Genomic DNA, 19,617 nt, shown 5'->3' on the forward strand with positions numbered 1-19,617 from the left:
GCGGCCGGTCACGCCCGCTCCACCGCGGCGGTCGCCGCCTCCAGGGCGGCCGTGATGGCGGCAACCTGCCCGGCGTCGAGCGGCCCGCGGGCGAGGCGCATCTGCAGGGCGAGCGTCAGCCCCTCCCTGGCGCGCACCAGCGCGGGCGGCGGCCCGTCGCCCCGGGCGGCCTCCGCCTGCGCCATCCGGGCGAGGATCGCCTCCAGGGTCGGGCGGTTGCCGTCGAGGACGGCCTGGCCCTCCGGGGTGATCGTGTGCAGCCGCTTGGTGCCCTCCCCTTGGGTCACCGTGACGTGGCCGAGTTCCTCCAGGAGCGTGAGCGTCGGATAGACCGTGCCGGGGCTCGGGCTGTAGGCGCCGCCGACCCGCTCCTCGATGGCCTTGATGATCTCGTAGCCGTGCCGCGGCTTCTCGGCGATCAAGTGCAGGATCACGAGCCTCAGGTCGCCATGGGCGAAGAAGCGCGCGAGGTCGCCGCGGCCGCCGCGGCCGAACATCCGGCGCTCGCCGCGGCCGTGAGGCCGGTGGGGACCGTGCCGCCCGTGGGGATCGCCCCCCATCGGGCCGCGATGGGCCCGGACGCGATAGGCGTCGAAGGGATGGGTGTGGAACGGATCGCTGCGGAAGGTGTCCATGGGATCGGGATGCCCCTATGTCGACTCACTCTCGATATGACGTATTTTTAGATATATCGAAATTCCGCCGCGTGCAACGGCTCGGGCGGGCGACCCGGCGCTCGGATCTGCGGGGCCGCCGCGTCGGGACCAGGATCGTCCGGGGGCGCCCCGGTTTACGGGCCTCGCCGGTTCCGTTAGTGCGACCGGTCACCGACCCCGCCATCCCGCACATCCCGACGCCCCCCCGACAGCCGCCCATGACCCGATCCGAGACCGCTGCCGTGACCGCGCCCCGTGGCGGCAGGCGGTGAGGGCGCCTCCGCCGAGCCCCGAGACGCGCCGCGGGACCTCCGCCCCGCAGCAGATCCGGCGCCGCCTCGGGGTCGGCGCCGACAGGGCGCGGGTCCGGACCGAACGCCCCATCGCCGAGGACGCCGCATGATCTCCGTCAACGAGGACATGAAACAGGAGATGCTGCGGCGCGGCATCTCGGTGCTGCATCCGGCCCCGTTCGGCCTGCCGGAGGATTGCACCTTCGAGCCGCCGTGCAGCCTCAAGTGGATGGGGGTCGATTACTGCCTCACCATGGGGGCGTTCTCCTACGCGGTGAGCGGCTATTATTTCGGCGCCGACATCGCCCGCTACTGCTCGATCGGCGAGAGCGTGCAGGTCGGCCGCGGCAGCCACCCGGTGCATTGCGGCTCGACCTCGCCGCTGTTCTACACGCACCACGCGGCGGTGTTCGACCGCGTCGATCCGCGGGCCGAGGATTACGAGATCTGCGGCCCGTATCTCTGGCCCAAGCGCGTCCGCATCGGCAACGACGTCTATATCGGCCACGGCGCCTTCCTGATGCCCGACATCACCATCGGCGATGGGGCGATCGTCGGCGCCATGGCGGTGGTGACCAAGGACGTGCCGCCCTACGCGATCGTGGCCGGGAGCCCGGCCCGGGTGGTGAAGATGCGCTTCCCCGACACACTGATCGAGCGCTACCTGAAGGTGCAATGGTGGCGCTACGCCTTCTGGGACCTGCGCCAGTGTTCGATCACCGACCCGGAAAAATTCCTCGACGCCGTGGAGGAGCGGATCGCCGGCGGCATGCAGGAATACCGGCCGGACGTGATCCCGCTCCGGTCGCTGGTGCCGGGGGGGTGAGGCTCAGTGCCGGGAGAGGGCGAACCGCACGAATGCCGCCACCAGCGCGTCGGCGGCCGGCTCGCTCAGATCGCTGAAGCAGAGCCCCTCGCCGACGAACACGGTCCACACCCCGTCGTAGGTCGCTTCCTTGCGGATCTGCATGGCCGCCCTCCGGTGTCGCTTCGGAGCAACGGGCGAGACGGCGGAGCGTTGCCTCGGCGGGACCGCATCGGAGCGGCCTTCGCGGCGCTGCCGGGATCGCAGGCGCCCTCCGAGGGGAGGGGCCCCGCAAGCCGCGTCAAGCGGCGACTGCCGCCCGGCCAGGCCGGGGCGACGCGCCCTCGGAGGGCGGGACGCGCGGTCCCGATCAGACGGACGGACCGGTTGCGAGCAGTCTCTCGTCCGCCTCGCTCAACGGCCGACCGGCGGCCTTGCGGTAGAGCACGCCGAACCGACGCACGACCGATTCCCAGGTGTGCTGGGCGACGACCTCCCGCCCGCGGGCGGCGAGTTGGTCCCGCATCGGCGCATCCGACCACAGCTTGAAGAGAGCGCTGGCGATTTCGCCGCTGTTGTCGGGATCGAACAGGAGCGCCCCCCCGGCCGTCTGTGCCGGAAGCGACGTCGCGGTGGAGCAGGCGACAGGGCAACCGATCGCGAACGCCTCGTAGATCGGGCAGCTGGTGGCCTCGAACTTCGTCGGCACGACGACACCCCGAGCCAAGTGATAGAGCAGGACCAGATCGCGATGGGCGATGTAACCGCCCCACCGGATGCAATCGGTCACGTTCAGTTCGGCCGCCCGCTCCAGGATGCGCAGCGAGAACGGCGTGAACGCACCCGTGAACACCATGAGTGGCGCCGTCAGACCCTGGGCCCGCAACAGGGCGGCGGCCTCCACCAGGCGGATGTGATTCTTGTGCTCCCAGCCGGCCGCCGGATAGAGCAGGAAACCGCCCGGCTGAAGCTGGAGACGCTCACAGATCGCCCGAACCTCGGCGGGTGTCGGCGGCGTGCGGTCGGAGGCGGGCGGCGCGAACGGAATGATGGGCATCTTCTCGAGCGGTACGCGGTACTGCCGATGGACATCATCGGCGATCCAGCGCGAGGCCACCGGAACGATCGTCGCTGCTCTGCAGAAGTACTGATAGATGACCTCGCGATGCCGGAGATCATCGTCGGAGAAGAACTGCGGCAGATGGAGATGCTGGAGATCGTGCGGATGGTAGAGGAGCGGCAGATCGGAATCGAGCGTGAATTGCGTCGGGGCGTGCACCGCCGCCACACCTGCGGCCCGCAAGGGTCCGGTGGCGTCTAAGAGATTAACCTGAAGGGTCGCACTCGCATCTTGGAAATTGAACATCCGCTTGGCCACTTGCGTGCCGGCCAGCCTCAGTTCGCGCTCGCGCACGGGTAGGGCCTCCCCCTGCAGCGGCAGCAATTTGCAATGATCGGGCATGATGGCGCGCAGATCGTCGCGCGCCGCGGAATCCACGATCAGAGAAAATCTGAACGCGTCCGGCGGGAGATGATAAAGATGCGTCACCAGTCCGCGCGTGACCTCGGCCACGCCGCCGGCCGCCCCGAGGTTTGCCCGCGCGTCGATCGCAACATGCAGCTGTTCGGACACTGAACGCAGCCCCTTCCACAATCCCGTCCACCATCTCTGGCCTCCGTCTCATCACGCCGGATCCTTGCCCAGGGCTGTCTCACCAGGGGATGCGGCCGTACCGGCGGTTGAGCGTCGCGTATTCCGTCCGGCTCTCCTGAATGAGGGCCGGATCGGCGGCGATCCGAGCCATGCCCGAGCGGGAATGCACCAGGCGCGTGACCAGGGGCGCCAGCAGGGTATGGCGCTGCAACTCCGAATTGGCCCCGCCGAGTCGCGCGACGTTGGCGATCCAAGGCCGCACCTGCTCCGCGAGTGCGACGGTCGCGGGCGCCAGGGCGTCGATGAGGTGGCAACGCCGGATCCCGCTGTCACCGAGCCGGCCGAGCCATTCGTTATCGAGATGCCAGCGCATCGCGGGATCGAAGCGGCCGACGCGCCGGAGGGTGTCGCGCCGCATGATCCAGCCGGACGGCGTCGGGAAGTCGTTGATGCGGACGATCTCGCCGCTCTCGTCGACTTCGAGCTGGGTCGTCGAGACGAAGCCGTAGCTTCTCAGCGCCGCCGAACACAGATTCAGATAGTTCTGGTTCCAGCGATCGTCGTCTTCCAGAAATGCGATGCAGTCGAATTGACTTCCGACCGCATCGATACCGGCATTCAGGGCTCCAGCCTGAGAACGACCGTCGCTGCGCGCCCAGACGATATCGCTGCGCTCCGCAAGATGCGGCGGGATATCCGCATCCGTGTCGATGCCCACAATGAAACTGAGCCTGACATTGTTCTCTACGACGACGGACTGCGCCAATGCGCTGGCGATCGCGCGCTCCACGAAATACTTACTCGTCCGCGACTCGGGCTCAATCCGCTGCAGGCGCGACGGTATGATGACCCCGACCGATAAGGCAGTGGCTGCCACCTGTCCCTCCGACCCCGACGCTCGATCAGCTTTCAATATTGAGACACTTATTCCCAGCAAGACCGCTGATTATATATTACATATAGTAATATATCTTCTAATATCATTGCCGTTCCGAGGTTTTTATTTGCATAACATTAGTTATTGTAGACACTCATATCGATTTGATTCGCTCATCTCCAAACAATGACATGCCTATCAAGCATAGTTTGTGAGTTATATGCCACACAGAGACGCGTCAAGCGCCGTTTAGGGTCAAAAAATCGACTTTCTCGCGATTTATGCGAGATATTTTGGAGTAAAAATTCGGATTTTTATTTAAGATAAGAAATTTATATCACCGTATAGTTGTTCAAAAAATTTCACATGGCATGGGTCAAGTCGCGCGTCAGTCGCCTTGCGCCAAAAAGGGCTTTCCAGACGGTGCGTGTCGCTGGGATGATTTTATATCATTTTGAAGGATTTGATTAAATAGTTTGCAGAGCAGCATATCTGCGTTTGCCGAGACCTTGGACGTTGGGAAATGCTCGCCCGACGACGTGGTCCGAAACCAGCTTTGCGTTGCGGGTCCTCGCTCCCAGGATGCCCACCGGCGTTCAGGCAAGGCCTCGCGGGGTCCGCCTGGACATAGCCGTCGCGTCGGATCAGCTTTCACTGTCTCAATCGACGCAGTAAATACCGATCCCTTAGAGTTCGATATTTTGAATTATTTACGAAATTTCCCATATGATCAAAATAAATACTTACGGCTTTGCCGTCGAAGGCGTTTGACGGTGCCCTGCGGCCTTACGCTCCATGACACCCTCACCCCGCCAGCACCCGCGCCGCCGCATCCCCGAGCGCCCGCACCCCCAGCGCCAGGTCGGCGTCGCTGGTGTCCTCCGCCCAATGGTGGCTGATGCCGCCGATCGAGGGCACGAACAGCATCGCGGCCGGGAGGATCCGGGCGACGTTCTGGGCGTCGTGGCCGGCGCCCGAGGGCATCACCTGCCAGCCCCCGGGGCAGACCGCCTCGGTGGCCTCCGAGAGCGCGCGCATCAGCGCCGGATCGCAGGGGGCGGGGATCGCCTTGGACAGGGCCGTCAGCGTGGCGGGGCAGCGCTCGCGCCGGTTCGATTCGCGCACCAGCGCTTCCAGACAGGCCTCCATCCGCTCCAGCACCGGCATCGCCACGTCGCGGAACTGGAAGGCCACCTCGGCCCAGCCGGGGATGATGCTGTAGCCGCCGGGATCCAGGGTGATCCGCCCCGTGGTCCAGGTGCTGCGCGGGCCGCAGACCGTCGGGAATGCCCGGTCGATCGCCGCCAGGAGCCGCACCGCCGAGAGACCCGCGTCCCGGCGCTCGGCCATGGTGGTGCCGCCGGCGTGGTCCTGGTTGCCTTCGAACACGATCCGGAACTGCCAGATCGCCACGATGCCGCTCACCACGCCGAGATGCAGGCCGGCGGATTCGAGCTGCGTGCCCTGCTCGATATGCATCTCCAGGAAGCCGCGGTAGCGGTCCGGGTCGAGCCGCATCCGGGGCAGGCCGGCGAGGCCGGCGGTCGCGAGCGCCGCGCGCAAGGGGGTGCCGTCGGTGCGGTTGCGGGCTTCATCGATCTCGGCCTCGGTCAGGTCGCCGATCGCCGAGCGGCTGCCCAGGAAGCCGCCGGAGAAGTGGCCCTCCTCGTCGGCGAAGGCGACGACGTCCACCGGCAGCCCGGCCCGGGCCAACGCCACCCCGGCCACGACGCCGAGCGCCCCGTCGAGCCAGCCGGCCTCGTTCTGGGTCTCGATGTGGCTGCCGACGAGGAGATGCGGGCCGGGGCCGCGATGGCGCCCCAGCACGTTGCCGATCCCGTCGATGGATGCCTCCAGCCCGCAGGCCTCTAGCCTGGCCATCAGCCAGCGGCGGGATTCCATGTCGGCGGCCGAGAAGGTCGGGCGGTGGACGCCGGTGCGGAACCGGCCGATCGCGCGCAGTTCGTAGAGGTCGGCCAGGAAGGCTTGGGTGTCGATCGCAGTCATGGGCGGCCCGGGTGCTGAACACCCGGACCGTGCAAGGCCCATGCGCGTACGGGGTTTCCAAAGGGCTCCAGCCCTTTGGCGGGGTCGTGGGGCGGAGCCCCGCGATCGGGCGGAGCCCCGCAATCGGGCGGAGCCCGACAGCAGGGCGCTGCCCTGCACCCGCAAAAGGTCCCGGACCTTTTGAAACCGGGACGCGGCGCTATTCCGCCGCCTGTCTCCAGTCCGCGGGTTGCGCCCCCGCCATCCAGGCCCCGAGGTCGGCCCGGGCCCGGTCGGTCAGGGCGCGCTTCTTCAGCACCGCCTTCTCGGGCCCGCGCAGGCGCCGGCCGGTCTCGTTGCGGGGCGCCTGCGCCAGGGGCGGGAACAGGCCGAAATTGACGTTCATCGGCTGGAACGAGCGCGGGGCATTGGCCTCGCCATCCGCCGCGACATGGCCGCCGGTGATGTGGGCGATCAGCGCGCCCAGCGCCGTCGTCTGGGGCAGCGGCGCGAGGGGGTGGCCAGCGGCCTCCGCCACCGCGAAGCGGCCGGCCATCAGCCCGACCGCAGCGCTCTCGACATAGCCCTCGCAGCCGGTGATCTGGCCGGCGAAGCGTAAGGACGGCCGGGCCTTCAGCCGGAGGGTGGCGTCGAGCAGGCGCGGGCTGTCGAGGTAGGTGTTGCGGTGCAGGCCGCCCAGCCGGGCGAACTCGGCCCGCTCCAGGCCGGGGATGGTGCGGAAGATCCGCACCTGCTCGGCATAGGTCAGCTTCGTCTGGAAGCCGACCATGTTGTAGAGGGTGCCCAGCGCGTTGTCCTGGCGCAGCTGGACGATCGCGCAGGCCTTGACCAGCGGGTCGCGCGGGTTGGTCAGCCCCACGGGCTTCATCGGGCCGTGCCGCAGGGTCTCGGCGCCGCGCTCGGCCATCACCTCGATCGGCAGACAGCCGTCGAAATAGGGCGTGCCCTCCCACTGCTGGAACTCGATTTTTTCGCCCTCCACGAGGGCGGCAACGAACCCGTCGTACTGTGCGCGGGTCATCGGGCAGTTGAGATAGTCGGCCCCCGTGCCGCCGGGGCCGGGCTTGTCGTAGCGGGACTGGAACCACGCCACCTCCATGTCGATGGAGTCGCGGTGGACGATCGGCGCGATGGCGTCGAAGAAGGCGAGGGACTCGGCGCCGGTGAGCCCGCGGATGCCCTCGGCCAGGCCCGAGGCGGTGAGCGGGCCGGTGGCGACGATGCAGGGCCCCCAATCCTCCGGCGGCAGGCCCTCGACCTCGCCGCGCACGAGGGTGACGTTGGGGTGCTGCTCCAGGGCCCGGGTCACCGCGGCGGAGAAGCCCTCACGGTCGACCGCGAGCGCCCCGCCCGCCGGCACCTGGTTGGCGTCGGCGGCCCGCATGATCAGCGAGCCGAGACTGCGCATCTCCTGGTGCAGCAGCCCGACGGCGTTGGCCTCGGGATCGTCCGACCGGAAGGAGTTCGAGCAGACGAGCTCGGCGAGCCCGTCCGTCCGGTGGGCCTCGGTGCCGCGCACCGGGCGCATCTCGTGGATGACGGCGCGGTGGCCGGCCTCGGCCACCTGCCAGGCGGCCTCGGACCCGGCGAGGCCGCCGCCGACGATGTGGATGGTCTGTGTCATGCCCGCGATTAAGCACCATTCGCCGGCAGGGTCACCGGTCCGGCGGCGAAAAGGGCGCGGGGCCCGGCCGTATCCCGGCGGCTTAGGCCGCTTTCGGTGCGGGGCGCCCGGCCGGCTGCGGTCCCGATACGCGAAGGACCGTCGTCCGGATCAGCGGGCGGCGGTCCTTCGATCGGCGTGCGGACGCTGCGATCAGGCGCGGGCGATGCCGTGGATCTCGCTGCGGTTGATGCCGAGATCGGCAAGATCGCGATCCGACAGGCGCGACAGCTGGGAAACGGTGTCGCGGTACCGGAGATAGGCGCGTACGCGGCTCAGGACGCTACGGGCGGCGGACATATGTGCTGTGACCTCTGCTCGGGCAGACGATGACGCTTCCTTGCGCATCGCTGCCTCTTGTTGGTGCAACGCACATATAAACCCGCTGCAGCGCAGCAGGAGTCCCAAGCTCAAGCATCAGACCTGCGATGATTGCATGACCGGATTAAGAAATCGGCAAGGTTTACGAATGGTCATTCTTTAGGCGCATGTCGGTCCGGGACACCGGCCTCTGGCGCGTGGCGCCGGCCGCGAAGCGCCCCGATGACCGGGAGCGAGGGGCGTGCCCGCTCCCCCAGGTCTCACGGATCCCGACCGCGGATCGGGATCCGTGAGGTCCGGTATCAATAGAACGGGCGCGGCCCGTAGAAGCCGTAGGGCCGGTAGACGGGCCGCGGCCGGCCGTAGCCGTAGCCGTAGCCGCCGTAATAGACCGGACGGCGCCAGGAGCCGTAGGGCCGGGGGCCCCAGTTCGGGCGGCAGAGACCCCAGGGATTGGGGTGGAAGCCGGGGCCACAGCCGCCGGCCGCCTGGGCGGAGCCGGCGAGCCCGAGGCCGCCGGTGACCGCGGCCACCAGGATGAGCGCCTTCACGCGCGATGCGCCCGGAATCGTCATGACGGGATCTCCTCGTTCACATCCGGCGGATCGACGGCCGGTCGCGGGAGATTCGGCGCGGCCGCCTGAACCGACGCTGAGCCACAGGTTGTACCGGGGACAGGCTCGCGGCGGCCCGGGCAAGTCCGCACGGGCAAGTCCGCACGGGCAAGTCCGTGCAGGCAAGGCCGCGCACGCCGCAGGGGTGTCCGGACCGTCAGTGCAGCGAGGGCGTGCGCAGGAACCGCTCCCGATCGGCGGAGACCAGGGCGAGCTTCACCCCGCGCCCCTCGCGGCGGACGTTGAGCGGCACCCGCACCCCCGCCGCGCCGAGCGCCCAGACGCTGCGGAACAGGGCGGCGAGATCCGCCACGGGCTCGCCGGCCACCGCCTCGATCACGTCGCCGGGCTGGAGGCCGCCGGTCTCGGCCGGGCCGCCATCGGCCAGCCCCATCACCACGATGCCCTCCTCGCTCTCGGTGGCGTAGAGGCCGAGCCACGGGCGCGGCGGCCGGTTCACCCGCCCGCGCGTGGCGAGGTCGTCGAGGATCGGCGGCAGCAGGTCGATGGGCACCACCATGTTGATCGGGCGCGCGCTGCCGGAGCCGCCCTGCTGCAATTGCAGCGAGCCGATGCCGAGCAGTTCGCCCTGGGGGCCGATCAGGGCGGTGCCGCCCCAATGCGGGTGCGCGGGGGCGGTGAACAGGGCCTCGTCCAGGACGTATTCCCAGTAGCCGGCGAATTCCTGGCGGGCGACCACCTCGACGGCGACGCAGCGCTGGCGCCCGCCCGCCCCCGCCAGCACCGCCCGGTCGCCGGTCTTGAGCCCGGCCGAACGGCCGAGCTGCAGGGCCGGCACGCCGAGGTCCCCCAGCGCCTGGACGAGGCCGAAGCCGGTGGCGGCGTCGAAGCCCAGGACGTGGCCGGGCACCGAGCGGCCGTCCCGGGTGGTCAGCCAGACGGTCTCGGCCTCCGTGACGAGGTAGCCGATGGTGAGCACGAGGCCGTCCTCGCGGATCACCACGCCGTTGCCGGCGCGCTCGGTGCCCAGCGTCTCGGCCGTGAAGGCGCCGTCCGGCACCCGCGCCGACAGGGCCAGCACCGCCGAGAGCGCCCGGTCGAGGTCGTAGCCGTAATCCGCCGGCCTGGGCTGGGCCTGCGCGGGGATCTTCCACTCACCCTGCGTCGCCATGAGAGTCCTTCGGCTCGTCCGCGCCCTGGCGGGAACCGGGCGCACGAAAGCGCACAAGATAGGATGCCCGCGCCGCCGGCGACACCCATGCGAGGCCACCCGCACGCCATTCGCCGCACCGGCCAAACGAAGAGACCGCCCGGCCGGGGCCGGGCGGTCCACCGTCCGGAGGGACGGTCTGTCGAAGCCTCCGGTCACCCGCCGCGGGGCGGGGGACCGGGGGGCGCGTCTCAGTACTTGCGGACCAGCGGCGCCGGGATCGGCGACGCGGCGGCGACCGGCGAGTACAGCGGGACGATGAACCGGATCCAGCCGTCGGTGGAGTAGTCGCTGCGGGTGCGGCCGAACGCGTTGGTGTAGCTCGCGCCGGTCACCACGTCGCGGGCGACGTAGGCCTGGACGGTGAAGATCTTGAAGTCGTAGCCGACCAGCCCGCCGATGGCGAAGCGGCCGCGGTTGCCGGCCGCCGCGCTGTACTGGCTGATGTCGAAGTTGTAGGTGCCGTAGGCGACCGGACCGATCTCGAAGTTGCCGAACTTCTTCGTCGCGGTGATGTCGAAGTTCAGGGCGTCCGACAGGCGCAGCGGGCCGATCGCGGCGCCGACCTGGCCCGGGAAGCGGCCGGGGGAGTCGTAGATATTGGCGGTCAGGTTGCCGGTGATGTTCCAGCCGTCGCCGGTGTAGCTGCCGGCCACGCCGAAGCGGTAGGTGTTCGAGGAGAGCTGCGGCAGCACAGGCGTGCCGGTGACAACGCCGTTGACGACGCGGCCATTGATCGACCCGCGGTCGCCGTCGAGGTCGTTCAGGTACACGCCGCCGAGCAAGCTGACGCCGAAGTTGCTGCCGAGGTCGAACGCCCAGATGCCGCCGACGAAGGTGCCGACGTTGATCGAGATGTCCTTGTTGGCCTGGCCCGCCGGGTTGCGGGTGAAGGCGAACACGGTCGGGGGGGCGACGAGCAGCTCGACCCGGCCGCCGAGCGGCACCAGCGGGGTCGACCAGACCAGGACCGGGATGTTGACGGCCGTGTCGGCGTCGTTCCGGCCGTCGGTGCGGCGGTAGGTGAACGTGTTGATCGCGTAGATGCCTTCCGGCAGGGGCGCGCCGACGGCGAGGCCGACCTGCTCGCCCGGCACGGTCGTGGTCTGCGCCTGCGCGATCGTCGACGTCATGCCGACCGTGAGCGCGACCGCGCCGGCCGCGAGCCAGTGTTTCATCATTTTCTCATTCCTTCCCAAGGTCCCAAGGCATCCGTCCCGCATTCGGCATTTCCATGCCGGTCTGCTCGCCCATCGCGGCTGCCGGCTTCGGACCTGCCGAGCGCCCCCACGGAGCCTGCCCGTCTCAACGTCTGCAACTATTCTACAGAGACCTGCGGAAAGACAGTGGAATGCTCGCTGAAACGGCACAACCGGCCGAACCGTTGCGCAAAAGCCGCATTTTTGCGGCGATGCAACACTGTCCACAGGACCGGCGCGGAGCGTCCCATCCGGAAGAATATCGTTGAATGGTCAAGCTGTTGGCGCCGCGGTTCGCGGGAGAAACCGGCAAGCCCGAGGGGGGCGATCGGGCATGGGGCGCGCCGACCCTGCGGGCCCGGAGGCGGCCGAAATCCGCGTCCGGACGCGTCGGCGCCGGGTCCGGACGGCGGCAGGACGGCTCGAATCACCCCGGATGCGGACCGGATCCGGCTGCCACCCGGCAGAACCTGCCGGGTCGGAGCACCCTGCGCCACCGGATTCGCGCGTCGTAGGCGACCGGGCGGGTGACGCGGCGGGCTACTCGGTGGGCTACTCGGCGGCGCTGCGGCGGGCGGGACGCCGCTCCAGCACCGCGCGCAGGAACCGGCCGGTATGGCTCGCCGTCGAGCGGGCGATCTCCTCCGGGGTGCCCTGGGCCACCACCCGGCCGCCGCCGTTGCCGCCCTCGGGACCCATGTCGATCACCCAATCGGCGGTCTTGATCACTTCGAGGTTGTGCTCGATCACCACCACCGTGTTGCCCTGGTCCACGAGCTCGTGGAGCACCTCCATCAGCTTGGCGACGTCGTGGAAGTGCAGGCCGGTGGTCGGCTCGTCGAGGATGTAGAGGGTGCGGCCGGTGGCGCGCTTCGACAGCTCCTTGGACAGCTTCACCCGCTGGGCCTCGCCCCCCGACAGGGTGGTGGCCTGCTGGCCGACATGGACGTAATGCAGGCCGACGCGCTTGAGGGTCTCGAGCTTCTCGCGGATCGCCGGCACCGCCTTGAACAGTTCGGCCGCCTCCTCGACGGTGGAATCGAGCACGTCGGCGATCGACTTGGCCCGGTACTTCACCTCCAGGGTCTCGCGGTCGTAGCGCTTGCCCTTGCAGACGTCGCAGGTGACGTAGACGTCGGGCAGGAAGTGCATCTCGATCTTGATCACGCCGTCGCCCGAGCAGGCCTCGCAGCGCCCGCCCTTGACGTTGAACGAGAAGCGGCCGGGCTGGTAGCCCCGCGCCTTGGCCTCCGGCAGGCCCGCGAACCAGTCGCGGATCGGCGTGAACGCGCCGATATAGGTGGCGGGGTTCGAGCGCGGCGTGCGCCCGATCGGCGACTGGTCGATGTCGATGACCTTGTCGAGGTGCTCCAGCCCCTCCAGCCGGCCGTAGGGGGCCGGGTGCTCCAGCGCGCCGTTCAGTTTTTTTGCGACGGCCTTGTACAGGGTATCGATCACCAGGGTCGACTTCCCGCCCCCCGAGACGCCGGTGATGCAGGTGAAGGTGCCGAGCGGGATCTCGACATCCACGTCCTTGAGGTTGTTGCCCCGTGCGCCGAACAGGCCGAGCTTGCCCTTCCGGCCCTTGCGACGCGCGGTCGGCGTGCGCACGGACATCTTGCCCGTGAGGTATTGGGCGGTGAGCGAGGCCGGGTTGGCCAGCACCTCGGCGGGCGTCCCCTGCGCGATGATCTCGCCGCCGTGGATGCCGGCGCCCGGGCCGACATCGACCACGTAATCGGCCTGCAGGATCGCGTCCTCGTCGTGCTCGACGACGATCACCGAATTGCCGAGGTCGCGCAGGCGCTTGAGCGTGCCGAGCAGGCGCTCGTTGTCGCGCTGGTGCAGGCCGATCGAGGGCTCGTCCAGCACGTAGAGCACCCCCGTGAGCCCGGAGCCGATCTGCGAGGCGAGGCGGATCCGCTGGCTCTCGCCGCCGGAGAGCGAGCCGGAGCCCCGGGCGAGCGTCAGGTATTCGAGGCCGACATCCACCAGAAAACTCAGGCGGTCGCGGATTTCCTTCAGGATCCGGACCGCGATCTCGTTCTGCTTCGGCGTGAGTTTGTCCGGCAAGTCCGAGAACCAGCGGTGCGCCTCGGAGACCGAGAGCGCGGTCGCGTCGGCGATGTCGGCCATGGCGATCTTCACGGCGAGGGCCTCGGGCTTGAGGCGCTTGCCGCCGCAGGCCGCGCAGGGCGTCTCGCTCATGAAGCGCCCGATCTCCTCGCGCACCGCGTCGGAATCGCTCTCCTTGTAGCGGCGCTCCAGGTTCGGGATCACGCCCTCGAACGGCTTGTTGACCGTGTATTTGCGCAACCCGTCGTCGTAGGCGAAGCGGACCGCCTGGCTGCCCGATCCGTACAGCACGATGGCGCGGGCCGCCTCCGGCAGGCCCTGCCAGGGCACGCTCGTCTTGAAGCCGTAATGCTCGGCCAGCGCGTCGAGGGTCTGGCCGTAATAGGGCGAGGTCGACTTCGCCCAGGGGCCGACCGCGCCGCGCTTCAGGCTCAGGGCCGGATCGGAGATCACCAGCTCGGGGTCGATCCGCATCTCGTGGCCGATGCCGCTGCAGGTCGGGCAGGCGCCGAACGGGTTGTTGAACGAGAACAGCCGCGGCTCGATCTCCGCGATGGTGAAGCCCGAGACCGGGCAGGCGAAGCGCGACGAGAAGGTGATGGTCCGGGGCGTCTCGCCCTCCGGGACGTCGGCGAACACGATCTCGGCGATCCCGTCGGCGAGTTCCAGCGCCGTCTCGAAGGAATCGGCCAGCCGCGCGGCGATGTCGGCCCGGACCACGATCCGGTCGACCACCACGTCGATGTCGTGCTTGAACTTCTTGTCGAGCTTCGGCACGTCGTCGATCGCGTAATATTCGCCGTTGATGCGCAGCCGCTGAAAGCCTTTCTTTTGGTACTCGGCGATTTCCTTGCGGTATTCGCCCTTCCGCCCGCGGACCACCGGGGCGAGCAGGTAGAGCCGGGTCTTCTCCGGCAGCTCCAGCACCCGGTCGACCATCTGCTGGACGGTCTGGCTCTCGATCGGCAGGCCGGTGGCGGGCGAATAGGGGATGCCGACCCGCGCCCAGAGCAGGCGCATGTAGTCGTAGATCTCGGTGACCGTGCCCACGGTGGAGCGGGGGTTCTTGGAGGTCGTCTTCTGCTCGATGGAGATCGCCGGCGAGAGCCCGTCGATCTGGTCGACATCGGGCTTGGACATCATCTCCAGGAACTGGCGGGCATAGGCCGAGAGCGACTCGACGTAGCGGCGCTGCCCCTCGGCGTAGATCGTGTCGAAGGCGAGCGACGACTTGCCCGAGCCCGAGAGCCCGGTGAAGACCACGAGCTTGTCCCGGGGGATCGTCAGGTCGACGTTCTTGAGATTGTGCTCCCGGGCGCCCCGGACCGCGATGACCCGCCGGTCCAGGTCGGGCGTCGGCGCGGCGTCGAACAGGGCCTCCAGCTTGGCGTCGGTGGCGGCCTCCGCGGCCGCGCCGGGCCGGGCCGGGCGCCTCTTTTCGGATCCGGCGCGGTCGGGCTTGGGCTGGGGTGCCTTGCGCTCAGGGGTCTTGGCAGCGACGGGGGTCTTGGCGACAGGGGTCTTGGAGGGCGCCTTTGGAGCCGTCTTGGAAGGTGCCGGGGCGGCGGCTTTCGGAGCAGCACCGGCGCGGCTTGCGGCACGACTTCCAGCTTGGGCTTTGGCCATGAGGGCAGCGGTCTTTCGAGGCGTCGACGCAGTCGGATCGGATTCCGGATCGGATTCGCGCGCGGGCCAGCCGCCGCTCCGACACATGTCGAGCCCGAGGGGGCCGACGGCAAGGTGGGGGCCGGCGGGACGCAGGCCCGTCATATGCCGCCCTTGCTAGAACGAAACGCGTACGTCGGCAACCACGCGGTGAAAGGCAACCGTCGTTGCGAGCGAAGCGAAGCAATCCAGTCGGCGCTACGCTCCCCGGTGTCGCGCTGCCCGGGGTCACTTCGCTGCGCGCGTGATGACGGAGAGCGGAGCCAAAGCGGTATGGCCCAACCCATCCGCCATGTTGCGCAGCAGCAGCCAAGGCCCCACGTCGCGTCGGACTGATTTCGGCGCGCGCTTTTCCGTTCCACCCCCAGCCCCTCCCGACCGCAGGTGCCGATGCCGACGCTCGACCTGACCGCCCCGGCCGCCCGCGGCGGAGCCGAGGACCGGGCCGCCGGCCGGCAGCGCCTGTCCACCCGGCTGCTGTTCCTGATCGTCGGCATCGCCAATGCCACCTGGGCGCCCCTGGTGCCGCTGGTGAAGGCCCGCGCCGGCCTCGACGCGGCGGGGCTCGGCCTGCTGCTCCTCACCTTCGGCATCGGCTCGATCCTGGCGATGCCGAGCGCCGGGGCGGCGGCTTCGCGGCTCGGCTTCCGGCCGGTCCTGCTCGCCGGGACGCTGGCCCTGGGCCTCGCCCTGCCGGTGCTGGCCACGGCCTCGGGGCTCGTGCCGCTCACCGGGGCGCTGCTGCTGTTCGGGGCCGGGATGGGGACGGTGGATTGCGTCATGAACCTGCAGGCGGTGGCGGTGGAGCGCGCCGGAGGCCGGCCGATGATGTCGGGCTTCCACGGCCTCTACAGCCTCGGCTGCATCCTGGGGGCGCTCATCGCCAGCGGCCTGCTGGCTGCCGGGATCGGCGCGGATCGGAGCGTGCTGCTCCTGGTCGCCGGCCTCGCTTCCCTGTTCGCGGCCTCCTGGCCCGGCATCCTGCCGGCGGACGGAGCAGGCGGCGGCGGACCCGCCTTCGCGCTGCCCCGCGGCCCGGTGCTGGTGCTCGGCCTGCTCTGCTTCGTGGTGTTCCTCACCGAGGGCTCGGCCCTCGACTGGAGCGCCCTGTTCCTGATCCAGCAGCGCGGGCTCGACCCCGCCTGGGCGGCGCTCGGCTACGCGGCCTTCTCGGTGACCATGACGGCCGGGCGGCTCGCGGGCGACCGGATCGTGGCCCGGCTCGGCCGGCGGCGGGTGGTCGTGCTCGGCGGGCTCCTGGCGGCGGCCGGCCTCGCGCTCTCGGTCCTGGTCCCGGCCTGGGAGGCGGCGCTCGCCGGCTACGCCCTGGTCGGGGCGGGCTGCGCCAACATCGTCCCGGTCCTGTTCACGGCGGCCGGCCGCCAGACCGCGATGCCCGCGCGCGTGGCGGTGCCGGCGGTGACGACGCTCGGCTATGCCGGGGTGCTGGCGGGCCCGGCCGTGATCGGCTTCGTGGCGCAGGCGCTCGGCCTGCCCGCGGCCCTGCTGATCGTGGCCGCCCTGCTCCTCGGCGTGGCGGCGGCCGGGCGGTCCCTGCGGGTCTGAGGCTCAAGCCCCGGCGTTGCGCGCCATGAAGGTCGCGGGGCTGCCGTCCTCCGGGTTCACGAAGACGATGTCGGTGGGCGCCCGCCGGGGGGTGTCGATCGACAGGAACACCACCGGCTCCCCGGGTTCGAGCTCCGGCATCGCGTGGATCGTGCCCTTTTCGAAGAACAGCAGCTGGCCGGGGCCGAACGCCGTCACGGCGGCCGGGTCGCCCAGCCAGACCCGGCCCCGGCCCGAGAGACAGTAGAGGTACTCGTCGCAGGTGGCATGGTAATGCGGCGGGGTCGGCCGGTAGATCCGGAACACCCGGGCGCTCGCCGCCGCCCGGTCGGTCAGGTAGGTGTCGACCAGGAGCGTCGCCGCGCTGTCCGGCAAAGCCGCCGCCAGCGCCGCCAGGTCGAAGATGCCGGTCCCCGGATCCGCCTCGGCCATCGCGTTCCCCTCACGCCACAAAGCCCGGGACACGATCGCGCCCTTGGCGCGTCCGGGGGCGCTGGAGGGGCGCGGCGTCGATCCGCCCGTGATGCTCACCCAGGATGGCGCGCAGGCGGCCCGGGTCAACCCGGCGTGCGCGCCCGGTCGAACAGGATCACGACGCCGCTGCGCGAGATGGCGGCGGACGGTCTGGCCACGCGGAAAATCTACGCCACATCACAACCAGTGGTTTAATACACCGCCGACAAGCTTTTCTCACCTTCAGCACAGCTATATTCAATGCAAACATCTTTATCTATCCGTCTGTCGAAGTCACTGATGCTGATCAGAACGCCGCCCGAATGTAGACCTACAGAGATCGCCGATCGCCTTGGTAAACCGGACCTTTACCAAATGCGGCGACATCGGGGGTTCTGAAGCCGCCAAGACCCGAGACCGCCGCAATGCCCGTCCTCTCCTCCCTCCGCGCCCGCATCCTGGTGGTGGCGCTCGCTCCGACCCTGGCCTTCGCGGCGGCGGCGGGCCTGGCGGTGTCGGACCAGTGGGCGCGGCGCGCCGAGATGGACCGGGTGGAGACCCTCGTCGGCCTCGCCTCCCGGATCAGCGCCTTCGTGCACGAGGCCCAGCGCGAGCGCGGAGCCTCCAGCCTGTTCCTGGGCGCGAAGGGGGCGCAGTTCGGGCCCGAACTCGCGGCCCAGCGCGGGCGCACCGATGCGGCGCTCGCCGGCCTGCCCGAGGCCATGGCGGCGGCGACGGGCTTCGGCCCGGCCTTCGCGGCGCGCGGGTCGGGTTTCACGCGGGTGCTCGCCGGGCTCCCGGCGCAGCGCCGGGCGGTGGACGCCCTGACGCCGGGCGTGCCCCAGGCGGCGGCGTTCTATACCGGCCTGATCGGCGAGGGGCTGGGGCTCGTGCGCGAGATGGGCGGGGTGATCGACGAGGCCGGCCTCGCCGCCCGGGCGAACGCCTACGCGGCCTTCCTGGCCCTGAAGGAGGCCGCCGGCCAGGAGCGGGCGGCCGCCTCGGCGGCCTTCGCGTCCGGAAGCCTCGACCTCGCGGCCGCCCGCCGGCTCGTCACCCTCTCGGCCGAGCAGGCGACCTATGCGGGCCTGTTCCGGGCCGGGGCCGGGGCCGGGCAGGCGGCCCTGCTCGACGCCGCCGAGGCGACGGAGCCGGCCCGGGAGGTCGCGCGCCTGCGCCAGGCCGCCCAGGAGACGATGCCGGGCGCGGCCCTCGCCTTCCGCGACGCCCCCGCCTGGTTCCGCCTCGCCACGCAGCGCATCGATGCCCTGAAGGGCGTGGAGGACCGGCTGACCGCCGATCTGGTGGCCGCCGCCGGCGCCGTGCGCGCCGGGGCCGACCGGATGCTGACCCTCTGGGCCGCCGGGGGCCTCGCCCTGTTCGCCCTCTCGGCCGGCCTCGCGGTCTGGCTCGGCACGGCCATCGCCCGGCCGCTCGCCCGGATGGCCCGGGTGCTGGCGGCGATCGGCCGGGAGGAGGGGATGGACGCCGATCTGGACATCCCCACGGGCGGCCCCCAGGAGGTCCGGGCGATCGCCGCGGCCGCTCTGACGTTCCGCGACAGCGTCGCCGAGCGCCGCGCGGCCCGGGCCGCGCAGGAGCGGCGCGCCTCCGAGACCGACGCCGCCCGGCGCCAGGCCGCGCTCGGCCTCGCCGACAGCTTCGAGCGCCAGGTCGGCGGCATCGTCGAGGGGGTCTCGGCCGCCGCCGCCCAGCTGGAGGCCTCCGCGCACGGCATGGCCCGGGCCGCCCAGGACACCACCGACCTCAGCCGGGCGGTGGCCGGGACGGCGGATTCGGCCGCGCACTCCGCCGATACGGTCGCGGCGGCCACCGAGGAACTCACCGCCTCGGTGCGGGAGATCGGCGTGCAGGTCGGGGCCTCGGCCGATCTCGCGGCCTCCGCGACCCGGGACGCGGACGGCATGGCCGGGGAGGTCCGGCGCCTCGCCGCGGCGGCCGGCAGCATCGGGGAGATCGTCGCGATGATCTCGCAGATCGCCGGGCAGACCAACCTGCTGGCGCTCAACGCCACCATCGAGGCGGCCCGCGCCGGGGAGGCCGGCCGCGGCTTCGCGGTGGTCGCCGCCGAGGTGAAGCACCTCGCCGAGCAGACCGGCAGGGCCACCGGGGAGATCACCGCCAAGGTCGCGGAGATCACCGACTCCACGGAGGCCTCGGTCCGGTCCATCGGCGGCATCACCGAGGTGATCCGCACCCTCGCCCGGATCGGCGCCGAGATCGCCGCCATGGTGGAGCAGCAGGGCGCGGCCACCGCCGAGATCGCCCGGACCACCGCGCAGACCTCGCAGGACACCCGCGAAGTCTCGGGCCACATGGCGGGGGTCGGCACGGCGGCGAACACCGCGAGCCAGGGCTCGGCCCAGGTGCTGCAGGCGGCGGGCGACCTCTCCCGGCAGGCGGGCGCCCTGCGCGAGGCCGTGGGCGGCTTCCTGACCCGGGTGCGGGCGGCCTGACCGGGCCGGTGCCCGCTTCGGTGGCGCGCGCGGATCATCGCGGGGGGCCACCTTTCGGGACGCTGCGCAGAGCCGCCCCCGGCCGCGTTGCGACGGGGAACGGCTCCGGCTCCGTGTCGG

The 19,617-nt window shown here is 70.4% G+C and carries 15 protein-coding genes; 3 read left to right on the top strand and 12 right to left on the bottom strand.

Features of this window, described 5'->3' with window-relative positions:
• Positions 1-8: 8 nt before the first annotated feature.
• Positions 9-635, bottom strand: coding sequence for a PadR family transcriptional regulator (locus AC3IF3_RS25010; protein ID WP_489230694.1), 627 nt, complete (start codon positions 633-635; stop codon positions 9-11).
• Between the two features lie 420 nt (positions 636-1,055).
• Between AC3IF3_RS25010 and AC3IF3_RS25015 the strand changes: the two genes are divergently transcribed.
• Entirely contained in the window at positions 1,056-1,775 is a 720-nt protein-coding gene (locus AC3IF3_RS25015; RefSeq protein WP_489218710.1) for a CatB-related O-acetyltransferase, read from the top strand.
• 3 nt (positions 1,776-1,778) lie between these two features.
• On the opposite strand, the gene AC3IF3_RS25020 is transcribed toward AC3IF3_RS25015, so the two are convergent.
• From AC3IF3_RS25020 to uvrA, 10 genes are all read right to left on the bottom strand, one after another.
• Entirely contained in the window at positions 1,779-1,919 is a 141-nt protein-coding gene (locus tag AC3IF3_RS25020; RefSeq protein WP_243968777.1) for a hypothetical protein, read from the bottom strand.
• Between the two features lie 205 nt (positions 1,920-2,124).
• Positions 2,125-3,387, bottom strand: coding sequence for a glycosyltransferase family 4 protein (locus tag AC3IF3_RS25025; RefSeq protein ID WP_243968778.1), 1,263 nt, complete (start codon positions 3,385-3,387; stop codon positions 2,125-2,127).
• A 79-nt stretch (positions 3,388-3,466) separates the two neighbouring features.
• On the bottom strand, positions 3,467-4,285 hold the full coding sequence (locus AC3IF3_RS25030; protein ID WP_489230695.1) for a glycosyltransferase family A protein: 819 nt from the start codon (positions 4,283-4,285) through the stop codon (positions 3,467-3,469).
• 804 nt (positions 4,286-5,089) lie between these two features.
• A complete protein-coding gene (locus AC3IF3_RS25035) occupies positions 5,090-6,292 on the bottom strand; it encodes a Zn-dependent hydrolase (RefSeq protein ID WP_489230696.1) in 1,203 nt (400 codons plus the stop codon).
• Between the two features lie 199 nt (positions 6,293-6,491).
• Positions 6,492-7,916, bottom strand: coding sequence for a methylenetetrahydrofolate--tRNA-(uracil(54)-C(5))-methyltransferase (FADH(2)-oxidizing) TrmFO (gene trmFO / locus AC3IF3_RS25040; RefSeq protein ID WP_489230698.1), 1,425 nt, complete (start codon positions 7,914-7,916; stop codon positions 6,492-6,494).
• A 192-nt stretch (positions 7,917-8,108) separates the two neighbouring features.
• Positions 8,109-8,255 (bottom strand): DUF1127 domain-containing protein, encoded by a 147-nt coding sequence (locus AC3IF3_RS25045; protein WP_243968864.1) that lies wholly within the window; start codon positions 8,253-8,255, stop codon positions 8,109-8,111.
• Between the two features lie 323 nt (positions 8,256-8,578).
• Positions 8,579-8,851 carry a GCG_CRPN prefix-to-repeats domain-containing protein gene (locus AC3IF3_RS25050; RefSeq protein ID WP_489230699.1) on the bottom strand — a complete coding sequence of 91 codons (273 nt, stop codon included), beginning with the start codon at positions 8,849-8,851 and terminating at the stop codon, positions 8,579-8,581.
• 196 nt (positions 8,852-9,047) lie between these two features.
• Positions 9,048-10,022, bottom strand: coding sequence for a S1C family serine protease (locus AC3IF3_RS25055; protein WP_243968786.1), 975 nt, complete (start codon positions 10,020-10,022; stop codon positions 9,048-9,050).
• A 230-nt stretch (positions 10,023-10,252) separates the two neighbouring features.
• Positions 10,253-11,242 carry a transporter family protein gene (locus tag AC3IF3_RS25060; RefSeq protein WP_243968789.1) on the bottom strand — a complete coding sequence of 330 codons (990 nt, stop codon included), beginning with the start codon at positions 11,240-11,242 and terminating at the stop codon, positions 10,253-10,255.
• A 570-nt stretch (positions 11,243-11,812) separates the two neighbouring features.
• On the bottom strand, positions 11,813-14,962 hold the full coding sequence (gene uvrA / locus AC3IF3_RS25065) for an excinuclease ABC subunit UvrA (protein WP_243968791.1): 3,150 nt from the start codon (positions 14,960-14,962) through the stop codon (positions 11,813-11,815).
• A gap of 429 nt (positions 14,963-15,391) precedes the next feature.
• Here uvrA and AC3IF3_RS25070 point away from each other — a divergent pair, with 429 nt between their 5' ends.
• Complete coding sequence (locus AC3IF3_RS25070) at positions 15,392-16,567, top strand: MFS transporter (RefSeq protein ID WP_489230700.1); 1,176 nt, start codon at positions 15,392-15,394, stop codon at positions 16,565-16,567.
• A gap of 3 nt (positions 16,568-16,570) precedes the next feature.
• Here the strand turns inward: AC3IF3_RS25070 and AC3IF3_RS25075 are convergent, their stop codons facing one another.
• A complete protein-coding gene (locus tag AC3IF3_RS25075) occupies positions 16,571-16,999 on the bottom strand; it encodes a cupin domain-containing protein (RefSeq protein ID WP_489231365.1) in 429 nt (142 codons plus the stop codon).
• Between the two features lie 446 nt (positions 17,000-17,445).
• Between AC3IF3_RS25075 and AC3IF3_RS25080 the strand changes: the two genes are divergently transcribed.
• Positions 17,446-19,497, top strand: coding sequence for a methyl-accepting chemotaxis protein (locus AC3IF3_RS25080; RefSeq protein WP_243968795.1), 2,052 nt, complete (start codon positions 17,446-17,448; stop codon positions 19,495-19,497).
• Positions 19,498-19,617 lie beyond the last annotated feature (120 nt).

The sequence above is a fragment of the Methylobacterium sp. J-118 genome, assembly GCF_057836565.1.